This is a genomic window from Thermosynechococcus sp. TG215 (assembly GCF_031583455.1).
Classification (GTDB): domain Bacteria; phylum Cyanobacteriota; class Cyanobacteriia; order Thermosynechococcales; family Thermosynechococcaceae; genus Thermosynechococcus.
Map to the genome: position 1 here is coordinate 343,635 of NZ_CP134178.1, position 15,930 is coordinate 359,564.

Annotated in this window: 18 protein-coding genes and 2 tRNA genes; 8 read left to right on the forward strand and 12 right to left on the reverse strand. The window is 54.2% G+C overall.

Features of this window, described 5'->3' with window-relative positions:
• Position 1 precedes the first annotated feature (1 nt).
• Positions 2-328, reverse strand: a complete 327-nt coding sequence (locus RHJ02_RS01555; RefSeq protein ID WP_024124133.1) for a DUF760 domain-containing protein — start codon at positions 326-328, stop codon at positions 2-4.
• 185 nt (positions 329-513) lie between these two features.
• Here RHJ02_RS01555 and deoC point away from each other — a divergent pair, with 185 nt between their 5' ends.
• Complete coding sequence (gene deoC / locus RHJ02_RS01560) at positions 514-1,167, forward strand: deoxyribose-phosphate aldolase (RefSeq protein ID WP_206200778.1); 654 nt, start codon at positions 514-516, stop codon at positions 1,165-1,167.
• Here deoC and RHJ02_RS01565 read toward each other — a convergent pair whose 3' ends face one another.
• Positions 1,168-2,508, reverse strand: coding sequence for a TldD/PmbA family protein (locus tag RHJ02_RS01565; RefSeq protein WP_310800385.1), 1,341 nt, complete (start codon positions 2,506-2,508; stop codon positions 1,168-1,170).
• 142 nt (positions 2,509-2,650) lie between these two features.
• Between RHJ02_RS01565 and RHJ02_RS01570 the strand changes: the two genes are divergently transcribed.
• Together RHJ02_RS01570 and RHJ02_RS01575 are read left to right on the forward strand one after the other, a co-directional pair.
• Entirely contained in the window at positions 2,651-2,980 is a 330-nt protein-coding gene (locus RHJ02_RS01570) for a hypothetical protein (protein ID WP_310743277.1), read from the forward strand.
• 14 nt (positions 2,981-2,994) lie between these two features.
• Positions 2,995-3,630, forward strand: coding sequence for a ribonuclease H-like domain-containing protein (locus RHJ02_RS01575; protein ID WP_310743278.1), 636 nt, complete (start codon positions 2,995-2,997; stop codon positions 3,628-3,630).
• Here RHJ02_RS01575 and RHJ02_RS01580 read toward each other — a convergent pair.
• Genes RHJ02_RS01580 through RHJ02_RS01590 form a run of 3 tightly spaced genes read right to left on the reverse strand, consistent with a single transcriptional unit; the run spans position 3,595 to position 6,831 of the window.
• Positions 3,595-4,365, reverse strand: a complete 771-nt coding sequence (locus RHJ02_RS01580; RefSeq protein ID WP_310743279.1) for a PD-(D/E)XK nuclease family protein — start codon at positions 4,363-4,365, stop codon at positions 3,595-3,597. The genes RHJ02_RS01575 and RHJ02_RS01580 overlap by 36 nt on opposite strands.
• A gap of 3 nt (positions 4,366-4,368) precedes the next feature.
• Positions 4,369-6,432, reverse strand: coding sequence for a zinc metalloprotease HtpX (locus RHJ02_RS01585; protein ID WP_310800386.1), 2,064 nt, complete (start codon positions 6,430-6,432; stop codon positions 4,369-4,371).
• A gap of 18 nt (positions 6,433-6,450) precedes the next feature.
• Positions 6,451-6,831, reverse strand: a complete 381-nt coding sequence (locus RHJ02_RS01590; protein WP_225901683.1) for a DUF2237 family protein — start codon at positions 6,829-6,831, stop codon at positions 6,451-6,453.
• Between the two features lie 134 nt (positions 6,832-6,965).
• On the opposite strand from RHJ02_RS01590, the gene clpS reads away from it, so the two are divergent.
• From clpS to RHJ02_RS01605, 3 genes are all read left to right on the forward strand, one after another.
• On the forward strand, positions 6,966-7,250 hold the full coding sequence (gene clpS / locus RHJ02_RS01595) for an ATP-dependent Clp protease adapter ClpS (protein ID WP_206200784.1): 285 nt from the start codon (positions 6,966-6,968) through the stop codon (positions 7,248-7,250).
• Between the two features lie 110 nt (positions 7,251-7,360).
• Complete coding sequence (locus RHJ02_RS01600; protein WP_302678679.1) at positions 7,361-9,076, forward strand: diflavin flavoprotein; 1,716 nt, start codon at positions 7,361-7,363, stop codon at positions 9,074-9,076.
• A gap of 43 nt (positions 9,077-9,119) precedes the next feature.
• Positions 9,120-9,201: transfer RNA gene (locus RHJ02_RS01605), tRNA-Leu, on the forward strand.
• Positions 9,202-9,331: 130 nt separating this feature from the next.
• Here RHJ02_RS01605 and RHJ02_RS01610 read toward each other — a convergent pair.
• The 6 genes from RHJ02_RS01610 to RHJ02_RS01635 form a co-directional block, all read right to left on the reverse strand.
• Positions 9,332-9,405 (reverse strand) — tRNA-Val (locus RHJ02_RS01610).
• A 29-nt stretch (positions 9,406-9,434) separates the two neighbouring features.
• Positions 9,435-9,923, reverse strand: a complete 489-nt coding sequence (locus RHJ02_RS01615; RefSeq protein WP_206200786.1) for a Ycf51 family protein — start codon at positions 9,921-9,923, stop codon at positions 9,435-9,437.
• Positions 9,923-10,408 carry a Fe-S cluster assembly sulfur transfer protein SufU gene (gene sufU, locus RHJ02_RS01620; RefSeq protein WP_206200787.1) on the reverse strand — a complete coding sequence of 162 codons (486 nt, stop codon included), beginning with the start codon at positions 10,406-10,408 and terminating at the stop codon, positions 9,923-9,925. The genes RHJ02_RS01615 and sufU overlap by 1 nt, the downstream gene beginning before the upstream one ends.
• A gap of 50 nt (positions 10,409-10,458) precedes the next feature.
• Positions 10,459-10,869: an MAPEG family protein gene (locus RHJ02_RS01625; RefSeq protein ID WP_302677119.1), complete on the reverse strand. Its 411-nt coding sequence runs from the start codon at positions 10,867-10,869 to the stop codon at positions 10,459-10,461.
• A 3-nt stretch (positions 10,870-10,872) separates the two neighbouring features.
• Positions 10,873-11,745 (reverse strand): 6-carboxytetrahydropterin synthase, encoded by an 873-nt coding sequence (locus RHJ02_RS01630; protein ID WP_206200789.1) that lies wholly within the window; start codon positions 11,743-11,745, stop codon positions 10,873-10,875.
• Between the two features lie 93 nt (positions 11,746-11,838).
• Entirely contained in the window at positions 11,839-12,894 is a 1,056-nt protein-coding gene (locus RHJ02_RS01635) for a phytoene/squalene synthase family protein (protein WP_206200790.1), read from the reverse strand.
• Positions 12,895-13,371: 477 nt separating this feature from the next.
• Here RHJ02_RS01635 and RHJ02_RS01640 point away from each other — a divergent pair, with 477 nt between their 5' ends.
• The gene (locus tag RHJ02_RS01640; RefSeq protein WP_206200791.1) at positions 13,372-14,022 is read left to right on the forward strand and encodes a phosphorylase; all 651 of its coding nucleotides are present in this window, start codon (positions 13,372-13,374) and stop codon (positions 14,020-14,022) included.
• 28 nt (positions 14,023-14,050) lie between these two features.
• Complete coding sequence (locus RHJ02_RS01645; protein ID WP_225901616.1) at positions 14,051-15,463, forward strand: serine/threonine-protein kinase; 1,413 nt, start codon at positions 14,051-14,053, stop codon at positions 15,461-15,463.
• On the opposite strand, the gene RHJ02_RS01650 is transcribed toward RHJ02_RS01645, so the two are convergent.
• Positions 15,429-15,926, reverse strand: a complete 498-nt coding sequence (locus tag RHJ02_RS01650) for a GNAT family N-acetyltransferase (protein WP_206200793.1) — start codon at positions 15,924-15,926, stop codon at positions 15,429-15,431. The genes RHJ02_RS01645 and RHJ02_RS01650 overlap by 35 nt on opposite strands.
• Positions 15,927-15,930 lie beyond the last annotated feature (4 nt).

Here is a 15,930-nt window from a genome sequence, read left to right on the forward strand (position 1 = left end):
GTTATTTGCTGTCTTCCGCTTGGGCAGCCGCTTGGAGCGATCGCTCGAATTCAAGACGTTGCTCGGCACCGCGCAAGAAGTAACCGCTCATCATTGCCGAAGCCAAGAGACGCCCAAGGTGCTCCCGATTCGTGGTAATGGAAACCTCAAACCCCTCCGGTGGCAAGTAGCCCAGCAGGTTACCAATGTGGCGTTCCATCACAATGGCCATTTCTGGCGACGCGGGACGGGACAGGCGAGCCACCACTTCTGCATCCAAACTTTGCAGATAGTTCCAGAGGGAATCAGCACTTTCTTGAAGATTGCGAGGGTTCATGGTTGGCTCCATAGAGTGTCCTCCCAAAAAGGTAGTCTGGCCAACAGGTCAGCGTGCCTGTGATAGCCTAGCTTTAATCTAGCAAGGGTGAATTTTAGGTGGGGGGTGGGAGAACCGATCTCCCAAGGTCTCATTTTCCGTCCCCGTTTTTATTATTATTTAGTTAATAAAAATAGGGTTGTTCTGGGTGAATTCCTATGACGGAACGTGATTTGTTTGACCTTGCGCCCTACATTGATCATACCCAGCTTGACCCCTTGGCAACCACAGCAGAGATTGAACGATGCTGTGCTGAAGCAGAACAATGGAAATTTACCGCCGTCTGTGTCATGCCCGTCTGGGTGAAGACGGCAGTCCAGTTGCTCCACCGCACACCCGTGAAAGTGTGTACCGTCATTGGCTTTCCCAGTGGTGCCCACACCAGTGCCACGAAACTCTATGAGGCGCAGGAGGCGGTTGACAGTGGTGCGACAGAGTTGGATGTGGTCATTAACTTGGGTTGGCTCAAGGAGGGCAACACCGAGGCCGTCTATCGCGATATTGCCCAAATCTGCGCGGAAACGGGGGTGACCGTCAAGGCAATTTTGGAAACCACGGTGCTGACAGAGGAAGAAAAACAACTGGCAGTGGATATTTGCTTGGATGCGGGGGTGGCTTTCCTGAAAACCAGCACGGGCTGGCGCGGTGGTGCCACGATTGCAGATGTGCGTCTGCTCAAGCGCCTGAGTCGCGATCGCGTGGGCATTAAGGCCTCTGGCGGCATTCGTACGCGGGAGCAAGCCCTTGAACTCATTGATGCCGGTGCCACCCGCTTGGGCACGTCCCGCAGCCTCGACTTGATGCAGGTCTAGCTATTCACCGGTAATCGCAAGGGGACTCACCCACACTGGCGGACAACAACCATAGGGGGTGACTTCAACTTCAGTGCCCAGATGGAGAATACCTTTCAGCAGGCTGCGAATATCGCCGGCCACGGTGGCCGCTTCAATGCTGATGGCTTCGCCGTTGCGCAACAGCCAACCGTCAAAAGGGAGGGAAAATGAGCCTTGAAGGGCTTTCACGCCCGCGTGGAGGGCATGGAGTTCGTCAATCCAGACAAGACCATCGGCGCGATCGCCCCCTTCACCCGCTGGGACATCGTAGAAGTGACCACTCACTGTCACCTTTGCCCCTAAGTTGGCATGCCCCGTGGGCTGGGTTTGAAAGCGACGCGCCGTACCGGCACTGTGGTAGAGACCCGTAAGAATCCCCTGCTCAATTAAAGGGGTGCGGCGGGTGGGGGTACCTTCGCCATCAAAGAGGGACTGACCCACATTCTGGGGATGGCGGGCGTCGTCGTACACGCTCAAAAGGGGGCTGGCGATCGCCTGATGGAGGGATTCTGGCGTCGAAAGGCTCTGGCGATCCAAAATGTTTTGGGCATTAAAGAGATTGCTAAAGGCACTGAGCAGGCTGAGGAATGCCGAGGGTGAAAAAAGCACTGGGTACTGGCCAGAGGCAATCGGTTCATAGGCCAAGTGGCGAATGGTTTTGTCGGCCACTTCATCAATACAGCCCGCAATGTCTAAGTGCTCAAGATCGGGACTGATGCGAATGGCACCCGCACTGCGGGGTTTGCGACCCGCCTCATCGGTTTTGCTGTAGAGATAGAGCGTGGTTGTGGTGCTGGTTTGCTGGCGATCGGCTCCCTCGCTGTTGAGATAAAACCGTTCTATGCGCCGCTGGCTGAGACCATTGTAGGGAACGCTAGCGATCGCTGGATGTCGTCCCAACAGCTCCCGTTCCGCAGCAATCAGTTGATCCAAGAGGGTTTTCGCCGGGGCAAGGGGCACATCAGCCGTCGTTAGCGTCGTCTCCCCAAGGGGCGCTGTGGCCAAGGGACTAAAGTCGGGAATGTCCTCGGTGACGCCAAAGGCACTGGCTTCTTTGGCCATTTCTAGGGCTGTTTCCAGACCGCGATCGTCCAATTGGGTGGTGCTGGCTACCCCTAGGCGACCCGTTGAGTTCCACACCCGCACGGTAATCCCCGATCGCTGCGAGGCCTTCACCTGTTTGGGTTCCCCCTGCTGTACTTGGACACTCACCTCATCCACATGGGAGCCACCAAGGTCAAATTTTTCAATGCCAAGGCGGCGGGCGATCGTGGCTACCCGCTCATGGAGGGTTAAGGCAGGGGTCAGGGTTACCGTCATGGTGTTCGGATCAGTGCATTAACAAATCTTAAAACTATTCTAGCCCTATCCTCGGCGTGGTGGGCGATCGCCTAGGTGGGTTAAAAATCACATCGTTTCTCGCTAAGATTTTTGGAGCAATGTTGATCGCGAGAAGAAAGCCATGGTGCAACCATCCCTAGGGGTCGATGGTGACGGTGAATGGTTGGGGGGAAAATCGCCCCAGTGGTCTGAGCGCCGCGCCCGCCTTGAAGAATTAATTGTGACACTGCGGGTTGCCGATGAATTGGCGGCTGGTAAATACTTGATTACCAGTGGTGAATTGGCAGAATTGATGGATGTGCACGCCAGTGCCGTCACCAGTCGCGGTGAAGAATGGACATGGCGCAATTGGCAGATCTCGCGGGTGCGCCGTGAAAGCAACCAAATTCTCTGGCAATTGGAACGCATTGATGTCGCCAAAGAGCAGTCCTCAGAATTGCCCCCGACGTAGTTTGCGAGCGAATCATGGAGCTGGATTTTCCCCTTGAGTGTTTTGACCACGATTTAAGTGCGACGGCCTTAGCGCACTTTCTGAATGCGGATCAGTTGGCCGTGGATACGGAAACCATGGGCTTGAATATTCCCCGCGATCGCCTGTGCTTGGTGCAGGTGTGCGACCCAGAGGGACAAGTAGCAGTGATCAAGATTGCCCGTGGCCAGAAAGAGGCTCCCCACCTGCAGCAACTCCTCGAGCACCCCTGCATTACCAAAATCTTTCACTATGCCCGCTTTGATTTGGCCACGTTGCGCTACCACTTGGGGATTCGGGTTCACCCTGTCTTCTGCACCAAAATTGCCAGCAAGATTGCCCGTACCTATTCCCCCCGCCACGGCCTCAAGGACTTGGTCTTGGATTTGTTGGGCATAGAAATTGATAAATCCGCCCAAAGTTCCGACTGGGGCAATGCCATGGCCCTGCGGGAAGATCAACTGCGGTATGCGGCCAATGATGTGCGCTATCTGATTCCCCTGCGGCAGCAGCTCACAGCCATGCTGAAACGGGAAGAACGCTTTGAGTTAGTGCAAACGGCACTGAGTTGCCTGCCCGCGATTGTGGATCTGGATTTAGCGGGGTACACCCAAGTCTTTGAGCACGGCTAGGAACGGGTCAATGGTCGAAACAGAAGTTGGCTGGCCACGCTGACACCGTTCACAAAAGGGGCACTCATAGCAGTATTTCGACACTTGGGTCTCGGAAACTTGAGGGAGATTCTGCCCCTGCTCATAGGCTGGCAGCCATTGGCGCAGTTGGTTAAGGCACTGCTCTAGGGTGTGGTGGATTTGCTCGTGGATGGCCTCACTGTAGGGAAAGGCGTAGAAATTTGCTCCCTTCTCTCCTTGGGCAAACCAGTAGGTCATGGAAATCTGGCTGGGGGGGTAGGGACTAGTGGCTGCTAGGAGATAACAGTAAAGGCGAGTCTGCCAATGACGGGCTAAGGTGTCTGGGGCGGGTGGGTGGGCATAGGTTTTCCAATCGAGAATCTGCGCTTGCCCTTGGCCAAAAATCACGTAGTCATACACGCCCACAAGGGTGAATTCCTGCCAGCCCAGACTGCGGACATGCTCTGCTTCCCCTTGACCCTCAATCATGGGCGGTGGCATGGTTTGAAAGGCCGCAAACCACGGTTGTAATTCGGGCTGCGCCTCAAGAATTGGGCGGATATCGAGTCCTTGAAAGTGCTGTTGCATCAGGCGGTGGAAGTCGCGACCCTGCTTTTGGGCAGTGGTTTCCGTTAATTGTGTGGCCTCTGGCAGCATCAAGCTGTCAAGATAGCGGTACTGATATTGCCGTGCACAGGTTTGCAGGGTGCGCAGATGGGCTTGGGAAAGTTGCATCGTCTAGATCCAACCCAATAGTGTCATGAGGCCGTAGAGAATCCAGAGCGTGGCAATGGCGATCGCCCAATAGGGGGCAGCCCAAGATTGCTTTTGCTGTAAATCCGGGGAGTGCCACTCACTCAGCTCAACAAAGGGAACTGTCCCACGTCGAAACCAGCCGCGTACCACCAGCGATCGCCCCGCCAAGGTTTTCAGATAGGCTGGCTCAAGGATTGGCCAAATCGGCCCCCAAGCTCGATGGCAGCGCAGGGGAAACAAGCCCTGATCCGTCTCCAGCCACAGGTGCTGTCCTAGACCATTGCGCAAGCCCGTCACTGCCCGTAAATGCCCCTTTAGCTCGGCAACGGGACTATCAAGGGGCAAAAGACGATGAAGAAGCTGACCCAAGGTGTAGGTTTGCGGAGGCCGAGGCGGGTAGTAGGCATTCAGGCGTAAAAAGAGACCTAACCCAAGGCCAATGGGAATGAAGCCCCGTGCCAAGGTAGACCAATCCGCCAACCACCACAGAGGAAAGGCGATCGTCCCCGCCCGCAGTGCAAATTGACCAACGCCCGTGAGGATAATCGTCGTGATGACTCCCGCGATCGCCCCCCAGAAGGGAGCCAGTTGTTGCCCAGCCCGTTGACAGCGAAGGGAGGAAGTCGAGGGCAGGGAAAGCAGGGGTTCCAGTCGCCATTGCCGCGCATAGGTCATCAGGGCTTGCAGGCGTAGTCCAAGGGGACGATGGGAGGAGGTCAAGCGAAACCAATACCGCAGGGGATGGGCGGTATCCCAGCGGAGCAGCATTGGCCAATCGAGGGGTTGATTGCCCCACAGGGCAGCTTGGGTTGGATTTAGGGGTAGAAGCAGGCGCAAGGATTCTAGGGGGGCACCGATTTCCCCTTGGGCACACACCGTCGTTGCTGTGGCTGCCATGAGGCGAAACCAAGCCATCACAAGGGTATTGGGATTACCGATCAAGGCTGCCCCTTGGCGATCGCTATAATACTGCCGCAGTTGATTACTCCAGAAACAGAGCATCTCTAGTCCGCGGAAGAGAAGATAACTCCCCTGACCCACCATGGCACAGAGGAGATAGAGGGTACCCCTGATGATCCGCCGTCTCCAGTGCTTGCCATAGGGAGGGGCAAAGCGATCGCCCCAACGGCTGCACCAACAGTACAAGTCATAGGGCAGTTGCAATAGCAGTACAAGGGGGGTCACTAGGGTATTCAGCCCCAGCCGTAGTTGGGCAATTTCACTGGCTATTAAAGCCAGCAGTTCCTCGCCAGAGAGCGATCGCAATAGACCTTCGCTGACAATAATGCGGCGCTGCCAGCGTCCATAGCTAAAAATGATCGGTGCTGCCGTCATCAAGCAGCCTATTTGGGGACGGGGTTGCCACCACGACCACGACAAACGCCCCAAGAGCATCACCGTTTCGGGGCTATACTCCTCAAGTTCGCCAAGACTCAGAGGGCGCAAACCATAGCCAGCTCGCAATCGCCATGACCACAGCCAACTGCCACCACTGAGTAACCCCAATCCCAAGCAGCCCAGCAAAAACCACGCCATCACCCCTTCCCAGCCCCGCAGGAGTGCCAGTGGATCATTGGCGTAGTTGAGGAGGCCTGCAATCAAAACCTGTAGCGGTTTTTGGAGTAGCCACGCGATCAGCAGCAGTGTTGCCCCCTGACTTAGCCAGAGATAAATGCGAGGCACCGGTCGCAGTTGCATAGGCGGCCTTGAACTCGGCGCTGAAACACACTCAAGGTAGGAGGAAGTGGGTTCCTCATCCAAATAGCGTTCTAACTCTGGCAGATGTTTTTGCGCCCAAGCCTGAATGGAGGGGAGGGGCGATCGCGCTAGGAGTTGACACAGATCAATGGCCTCTTGCCACTGGCGGGTGTGGGCATAGGCTTTAATCAGGTGCAGATGAGCCTTGAGACCTTCGCGGCGTTGACCGTGGCTGGCAATGACGGCTTTGAAGGCGGCGATCGCCAGTTGATAATCTCCGCGATTAAAGGCCGCTAAACCCGCAATATAGCGAGGATCTAAGCGAAAATCGGATTCTGGATCGGGCATACTTGAGTATTCCCCAGATCACGGTTGCTGGTTACCACCAAGGGCGTGGGCTTTCAAATCCTCTAGGGAGACATACTCAAGGGCACTGACATGGGTTGCTTCCAGAATTACTGGGGGAGCTACGTCAGCCTCTAGGGCTTCCCGCCAACGGGAGGCACACAGACACCAGCGATCGCCCGGTTTCAGCCCCGGAAATTGATAGGCGGGCACTGGCGTCGAAAGATCATTGCCCCGCGAACGGGTAAAGGTGAGAAATTCGGCGGTCATTTGCGCACAGACCACATGGGCACCGACATCTCCTGCCCCCGTCCGACAAAAACCATCGCGATAGAATCCTGTGAGTGGATTTTGACAGCAGCACACCAAGGGTGTTCCCAACACATTCATTGCCGTCATTATTGATGCCCCCAAGTTTTTCACCCTAAGTCTAGCTATAGCATAAGCCTGTGCCCAAGAGGCCTATTGCAGCCAGTCCCCGGCCAATGCGCTAAACTAAAACTCAGAAATAGTATTGTTGTTGTTTTGTTTGGCCTATGCCTAGCGTTGTTCCCCAAGAGCGGCAACAGGTTATTCGCAAGCACTACCCCAACTACAAAGTCATTGTCCTCAACGATGACTTCAATACCTTTCAGCACGTTGCTAACTGTTTAATGAAATATATTCCCAACATGACCAGCGATCGCGCGTGGGAATTAACGAATCAAGTTCATTACGAAGGCCAAGCCATTGTTTGGGTGGGGCCCCAAGAACAGGCGGAACTGTACCATGAGCAACTTTTGCGGGCGGGGCTGACAATGGCACCCCTTGAACCCGCATAGGCATTGCCCTTTGTAAAGCCTGTTATCACCGCTATTAAAAACTTTGAATCCTGTTACCTTTCTTCATGTGTCACTATAAAAGGTAGTTTCATAAGGTTGAGGAACTGCCAATGGCCGTCACGACTGCCAAGCGTCCGCCGCGCTTAACCCTGCAGGTGTTGGAGATCGCCGCTGATACGACGGCAATTCGCTGCCTAGATTGGGATCGCGATCGCTTTGATATTGAGTTTGCCCTTGAAAATGGCACCACCTACAATTCCTTTCTGATCAAAGGGGAACAGATTGCCCTCGTAGATACGTCCCATGCCAAGTTTGGCGATCGCTACCTCGAGCAACTCTGGCAACGGGTGAACCCCAGTGACTTGAACTATCTCATCGTCAGCCATACCGAACCTGACCACAGTGGCCTCGTCAAGGACGTATTGGCAAAAGCCCCCCATGTAACCGTGGTGGCCTCAAAGGTGGCGTTACAGTTTCTGGGGGATCTGATCCATCAGCCCTTTAGTCAGCGACAGGTGAAAAATGGCGATCGCCTTGACTTGGGGAAAGGGCATGTCCTTGAGTTTGTGATGGCTCCCAATCTCCACTGGCCCGACACCATCCTCACCTATGATCACGGCACCCAGACCCTCTTTACCTGTGATGTTTTTGGTGCCCACTTCTGCAATGATGATCCCTTTGACACAGAACCTGAACTGCTAGCGCCAGATTTCAAGTTTTACTACGACTGCCTCATGGGACCCAATGCCCGCTCCGTCCTCTCCGCCTTCAAGCGCTTGGAACCCCTGCCCCCCGTGCAACTAGTTGCCACCGGTCATGGCCCACTGCTGCGCCATCATCTCCCGCAGTGGCTAGATTCCTACCGCAACTGGAGTCAAGAGCAGGCCAAAGCAGCAACAACGGTGGCCATTTTCTATGCTGCTAACTATGGTTATGCCAATGCTCTGGCAGAGGCGATCGAACGGGGAGCCGCCAAAACTGGGGTTGTTGTTGAAAAAATGGATCTGCTCACCGCTGAACCCCAAGATATTCGCGAACTCACCGAGATTGCTGCTGGGATCATTATCGGTACACCGCCCACCACTGCCGTTGCTAAAACTGCCCTGAGTACGATTCGTGCGGCTGCCCATGCCAAACAGGCCATTGGGGTCTTTGAAAGTGGTGTGGCCGACGCTGAACCCGCCTATCCCCTGCTGAATCAGTTTCGGGATGCGGGACTGACGCCTTCATTTCCTGTGATTCGGGTCACAGCAGCGCCCACTGAGGCACTGTTCCAAGAGGCGGAAGAAGCGGGTACTGACATGGGTCAATGGCTGTTGCGCGATCGCACCGTCAAGCAGATGAAAGCCTTGGATACTGACCTCGATAAAGCCTTGGGTCGCCTGAGCGGTGGGCTATACATTATCACCGCCCAAAAAGGTGCCATTAACAGTGCCATGTTGGCCTCTTGGGTGGCCCAGGCCAGTACCGAACCTCTTGGGGTTTCCATTGCGGTGGCCAAGGATCGGGCCATTGAGTCCTTTCTACACGTGGGGGATACCTTTGTCCTCAATGTTCTTGAAGAAGGGAACTACCAGCCCCTGATGCGCCATTTCCTAAAGCGATTCCCACCGGGCGCCGATCGCTTTGCCCATGTGAAAACCTATCCAGCCAGTAATGGCAGTCCCATTTTGGCCGATGCCCTTGCCTATATGGAATGTACCGTTGTCAGCCGTCTGGATGCCCACGATCACTGGATTGTCTATAGTACTGTGGATAATGGTCGCGTCTCAAAGCCCGATGGCATGACTGCTGTGCACCATCGCAAAGTGGGGAACCATTACTAAACTCGGGCACTCCCTACTCAAAGTGCGCTAAACTAAGTTTGCTGCGGACGTGGCGGAATTGGCAGACGCGCTAGATTTAGGTTCTAGTACCGCAAGGTGTGTGGGTTCAAGTCCCTCCGTCCGCATTCAAAAGCTTAGCAATTGAGGGCACAGTTTGCAGTTCGCAGCCAAGAAAGCATTGGCAAAAACCTTTCCCTAGATCTTTTTGGGGACTTAACTGGGATGTTTTTCTTTGAAGTGAAGATTTTAGGAGGATGGACACAACTGGACTCGAACCAGTGACCCCCACGATGTCAACGTGGTGCTCTAACCAACTGAGCTATGCGTCCTCGGAATTCCTAATATAGCATACACAAGGCTAACCTTTAAGTAGTTTGACCGTCACATTTGTATCGGTGCGATCGCTCAACGAACGAGTGGCCACCCCTAAAACCACTGGCTCAGTCACCCCCGGTTCAGGATGTTCGATGGTTCGTGCAATCACGGTCAGGCGATCGCTCCCTCGGCCGAGCCGTCCCAAGGAAAATAAATCATTCGCTGCCTGTACCAGCGTTGCCTCAAGGGTACTGCTCTCAATGTCCGGGGGCACTGTGATCACAACTTGCGTTGCCCCGTTGTCATAGACGAGGGTGTATTTGCCGGCACCGGGCACTGGGGAGTGCACAATCGGTACAATACTCAGGGCAAAGAGTCCCACTGTCACAACACCGAGAAACCCCGTAATACCAACAAAGCGAAAGCGCACACCCCAGCGAAAAACAAATGTGAGTGCGGTTAAGCCAGCCATGACAAGGGTGGCAATGCCAGCCCAGCGGCTATAGGTGGCAAAATCGGCGGGGGTCAGCACTACTCTTCCTCCTCATTACTGACAAAACCATTCACAGGGGTTTGATCCTGCTGCAACGCTGCCCGGAGGGTATGCCATGTCAATGTCGCACACTTAATCCGCACCGGGAACTGAGCCACCCCCTGCATGACATTGAGCTTGCGAAACTCTCGAGGGAACTCAAACTGCCCCTTCATCATCGCTTGGAACTGCTCCACCATTTGTAGGGCACGACTCACGGGTTGCCCCCGCAGGGCATCGGCCATCAAATCCGCTGAGGCCATGGCGATCGCGCAGCCTTCCCCCTCAAACTGAATATCCTGAATGATTGTCTCCCCCTGCTCATTGGTGCCTAGGGCAACGGTTAAATCAATGGTGTCGCCACAGGAGGGGTTATGTCCCCGCTGCTGACGATCCACAGGCTGCGTGCGGCCACGGTGGCGAGGTTTCTTGTAGTGCTCTAGGATGACTTGCTGGTAGAGCGTGCGGAGATGATCAAGAGACATTTAGAATACTCTATGCTCAGTGCATTTCCTCAAGGATTTTATAAACTATATTAACGGCTAAGGGCGGTGAGACTTTGCCAAAAAAGCGTCAAGGTGGCTGCTGTGCCGACACCAAACATGAGGGAGCGACCAAGGGGAAAGTTGGCAATGTAGCAGATGCTGTACAAAAAGCGAGCCGCGACAAAACTCAGGCTGGCGATCGCCACCGTTGCATTATCCACCCCGGCAAAAAGGGTCAGCAACACTGCTGCTGCAAAGGGCATAAAGGTTTCAAAGCTATTTTCGTGTGCCCACACTGCCCGCTGCGCAAAGGGGGGCAGTTTCTCAAAGAGGGCACGGGGAGCCGCCATATCAAAGCCCGCCTGCCAGCGCCCCACCACAACAAAAATGTAGGGGAAATAGATCAGCAGCGTTGCTGTCAGTAAACTGGCGGCTAGTAGCCAAGGGATATTGCTCAACATCACCTAGACTCGCTCCAACACTGGCAGCGCACCACTGAGCACCCCATCGCGAGGGGGCAATTCCTCACAGAGAATTTCGCAAGAGTTATTGGGACTTTCAATCAACTTCACCTTATGCAGCGTCGCCCCCAACTGGCGAATCGGTTCCTGTAACAACTGGGCAATGTAAATGGCGATGTTCTCTGCTGTGGGCACCACCGTCGCAAAATAGGGAATATCTTTATTCAAAAACGTGTGATCCAAAGGTTCAATCACCTGTTCCTTGAGCACCTCCTCGAGCTTGACCAAATCAACAATCATGCCCGTCCGCGGATGGATTGCCCCCTTGACCGTAATCTCCACGTGGTAGTTGTGGCCATGGCCGTGGGGGCGAGCACACTTGCCATAGATGCGGCAGTTTTCTTCGTAGCTGAGATCCTCAAGGGCTAGACGATGCGCCGCACTAAAGTGAGCACCAACAGAAAGATAGGCTTCCATAGGGTCTCCCGTGTAGTCCGCCCAAAGGCGGGGGTGTTCAAACAGTTGAATGCGCACAAGGGGTAAATGGGGAGAGAGTCGATCCCAAATCACCCGTGCAATATGTTCAGTCGTGGGTAATGTGGCTTGAAACTCTGGCCACACCTCATTGAGATAGGAAAAATTCAGGGGTTCAATGACTTCACGGCGAATGATGTGCTTGACATCCGATAGGTTCAACACCATGCCAAAGTCATCAACAACGCCGCCCATTGAAACAAACAACTCATAGTTATGACCGTGGCCGGGAAAGCGACTATTGGCACCAAACCGAGCCAAATTCTCTGCTTCAGACCATTCTGGCAACCAGTAGCGATGACTGGCGGCAAACTCAGCACGGCGGTGAATAATACAATTCATGTCAAGTTATGAAGATTTGCAACAATTCAGCAATCTCCCCCTATCCTAACGAATTCTGGTTCCCCCAACCATTGGCTTTTTTGGCACATTTCCCTAAAGTCCGCCAAGGATGAAAGGCTTTTGCCGTACTTGGCCAATCAGCCAGCGCAGACTGTGGTTACTGAGAATCGATAAAGGCCCCATGACCATCAGGGATTTCACCTCTGCACGGCTAATTTTAACTACCCCTCCCGGTTGCAGCATCGCCGTCGAGTGAGTGAGTTCCCGCAGGGTGGCATAGGCAAAGAGCAGCGGCAGCACGCAAAAGAGGCGAATCGGAATTGCCGCCTTGGGCACGGATAGCAAGTAGGCTTGAGCTTCATCGAGATCATGCCAAGCAAGGGCAATCAATTCCTTAATGGCGGCATGATTTTGCTGAAGATGCTCAGCACTGAGGATGGACTGGTGGCTACTGCCTTGGAGCAGCAGAGATTCATTGGGGATATAGATCGAGTTTTCGTGCTCCGCATCCCAAGCAATATCCTTGAGAATGTTCACCGTTTGCAGCGCTTCACCAAAGGCAGCGCAGCGCTTGAGGAGTACTTGGTATTCATCGGCACCAATGCTGGGGGAATGCTCGTACCACAAATCCGTCAGGAGATAGCCAACGGTACCCGCGACGTAATAACAGTACTCTTTATATTCATCGAGGGTTTGAATGCGAATGCCATTGGGATAGAGGTTAATAAACTTTTTCATCCCATGCACCATTTCGCTCACCCAGCGTTGGACGTGCTGTTGGGACGTGAGGGGCAAAGAACGGTAGAGGGCAAAGACGAGTCCCGTATTTTTCACCAGTTGCACATGGGCTGGCTCCCCCTGAACCCCCCGTGCGGTTTCACCATAGCTATTGGCTAGATCGGCACTGTCAAAACACTCCAGCAGGTGATCCAAGAGAGCGGTTTTTGCGGGGATACTGGCAACCGGATCATCCTCAACGGTATCGGCAATGCGACAGATGAGATAGGCCACCAGAACCGCCCGACCCAAATTTCCGGGGAGGAAGCGAATACTGAGGGCAAATGTGCGCGAGACTTGGGGGAGTATCTCTTGGCAAAAGCGCTCAGCATCCTTGACGGAAACTGGGTTCTCCAGCACCATTTGAATCATATGGGGGTTCACTCCTACACGCATTGATCGATAGTTGAGTCAATCCTCGACCGTTCCTCAGGCCAACACTCTAGGGCAGTCAATTCACGATTCTCCAAAAGGGTCTCGCGATCGCAACCCAGCAGGGGACGACTTCCACAAACAAGGATTGAGCAAAATCTATAGCTATCATACTCATTTTTGTTTGTCTAGGTGGCCTGTGACAGTTGCCGAGATTGCCTGAGGTACAATGGTGGATAGCTCACAATTTGCCAGAACAATAACATAGCTTCAACAATTAACAACGGTATCAGATTTGGCGGAAAATGCCTCTCGTCCACCATAGCGGACGCTTGAGTGTGACACTCTTTCCATTGGTCAGTTTCTAAATTGCCCGCGATCGGTCTATCCAAAAGTTAAGACGGTAATCAGCTCGAAAATGTGTACTCCCAGCGTAGCGGTTGTGTCAACAGGCCAGCACAGCAAAGTTCATTAACAATGACTCCATGCCTCGTCCTTGTGCCCCAAGGGGCAGAATATCAAGCGGTACAACGAGGGCTACAGGCGTCCAATGTGGTGATTATTCCGATCCGAGCAGGGGCAGCCACAGTGACCACACCGGCATTGATCAGTGCCCTTGAGGAATCGCCTGCCATGGTTCTCATTTTGGGGGTTTGTGGGGGCTTGCATCCCGATGATCGGGTGGGTGAAGTGGTTGTCTATACTACTTGTCAGGATGAAGCAGGGCAAATGTATTCTTTAGACCAGACGTTATCGGCAAAATTGGCGCCTGCGTGGCGACGGGTGAAAGGCATCACAACGGCGAAAACCGTTTCTAAGGCCCAGGAAAAACAAACCCTTGCGGCTCGCGGGGGGGTGGAGGTGGTGGATATGGAAGGGGTGCCACTCCTCAAGGCTTTAGCGGGAATGCCGGTGGTGATGGTGCGGGTGATCAGTGATGGTGGCGATCGCGACCTCCCCGATTTGAGTCAAGCCTTTGATGCTCAAGGCAATTTGCGGCCGGGGCCACTGGCTATCGCAATGCTCCGCAACCCCCGTGCGGCGGCACACTTGATTCAAGGTAGCCTCAAAGCCCTCAAGGTGCTCACAAGAATTGCCCCAGAGATTGTGCAGCAACTCAATGGCTAAGATAGGGGTAGCCAGCTTGGAGAACGCTGTGGCGCAGCTTATTGGTCAAATTTTGGGCGATCGCTATGAACTCCTGCGCGAACTGGGGTCTCATCCGGGGCGGCGCACCTATCTGGCGTTGGATCGGCGGCGCTATGAACAGGTGGTGCTGAAGCTGCTGCTTTTTGGTGGCGGCATGACATGGGACGACTTTAAGCTCTTTGAACGGGAAGCGGCTGTGCTGCAACCCTTGGATCATCCGGCCATTCCCCGCTATCTCGACTACTTTGAAATCAATACCCCTGATCTCAAGGGCTTTGCTTTGGTGCAAACCTACATTGAGGCAAAATCCCTCGCCACATGGCAAGCAGAAGGGAGAGTGTTTAGTGAAGAGGATTTGCGGTTACTGGCCGATCGCCTGCTGGATATTTTGATCTATCTCCATGGCCGTCAACCGCCGGTGATTCACCGCGATATTAAGCCGACAAATATTCTCTTGGGCGATCGCTCCGGTCATGATCTTGGCAAGGTCTATCTTGTGGACTTTGGGGCGGTACAAACCGCGATCGCAGGCAGCACCCGAACCGTGGTGGGTACCTATGGCTATATGCCCCCGGAACAATTCGGCGGTAAAACCCTACCCGCCAGTGATCTCTACGCCTTGGGCATGACCCTCATCTACTTAGCAACCGGCACTCCCCCCGATGAGCTGCCGCAAAAGGAACTGCGGGTTCAATTTCAACCCTTGGTCTCCTTGAGTCCCCCTTTTATCCGCTGGCTCGAAAAAATGGTCGCGCCCGCCCTTGAGGAGCGATTTGACTCTGCGACTGCGGCTCGCCAAGCCCTAAAGCAACTGGACACATCACCCCACGAGGCCTCACTCATAACAAAAACGCCGCCCTACGGTTCCCGCCTACAGGTGAGAGAAACACCCCAAGGGCTACTGGTGCAAATTCCCCCCGTTGGATTTAATGTCAGTCTCTTCTTCCTGATTCCCTTTGCAGTGGCTTGGAATGGGTTCTTGGTCGTCTGGTACAGTCTAGCGATTAGTTCTGGCTTTTGGCTGATGGCTGTTTTTGCTACTGGTCATCTTGCTGTCGGTTTAGGCCTCATTGGCGGCATTCTTTACATGCTATTGGGATGGCAGGTGTTGATGGTCACCCGTAAGGATCTGCGCTTCTATGAACATATCCTTGGTTTCCGCTGGCGTCGTCCTAAAGTCCTGCCGCTTGAAGTGATTGAACAGATTGAATTTCAGCCCCACAGCACGTACCGCGATCGCGAGGGCGATCGCCAAGAGCTATCGAGCAAACTGGTGATTCGTGCCGGTAGCCAAGCGATCGAACTGACTGAAAATGCCCTTAGCGTGACCTCAAGGGATCTGGAATGGTTGGCCTACACCCTTGGCCGCTATCTGGGGCGACGGGTCACACAGGCTTGTCAGGATGTCCGAAGTGCTTGAGAACATCACCACTGAGGCGGCAGATACGCCAGTCAGGTAGCACAGTCGCACCCATGCGCTCATAGAATTGAATCGCAGGAGTATTCCAGTCCAAGACGCTCCACTCGATACGGCCATAGTCGCGATCGCTGGCTAGCCGGGCTAATGCCTTCAGCAGAGCAGTGCCCACCCCTTGACGCCGATAGGCAGGAAGGACAAACAAATCCTCTAGCCAAAGGCCGGGGCGGGTGAGGAATGTGGAGTAGGTGGTGAAAAACAGGGCGTAGCCAATAACGTCTGTGGGGGTATGGGCAAGAAGTACCTCGGCGTAGGGGCGATCGCCAAACAAATGCTGCCGTAGCGCCTCCTCTGTGCCCGTTACTGCGTGGCTGAGCTTTTCATAGGCCGCAAGCGCTTGGATCAGTTGGAAGATGATTGGAACATCCGCCGGGGTCGCTGCACGAATCGCAAAGGAGAAAGACACGCTA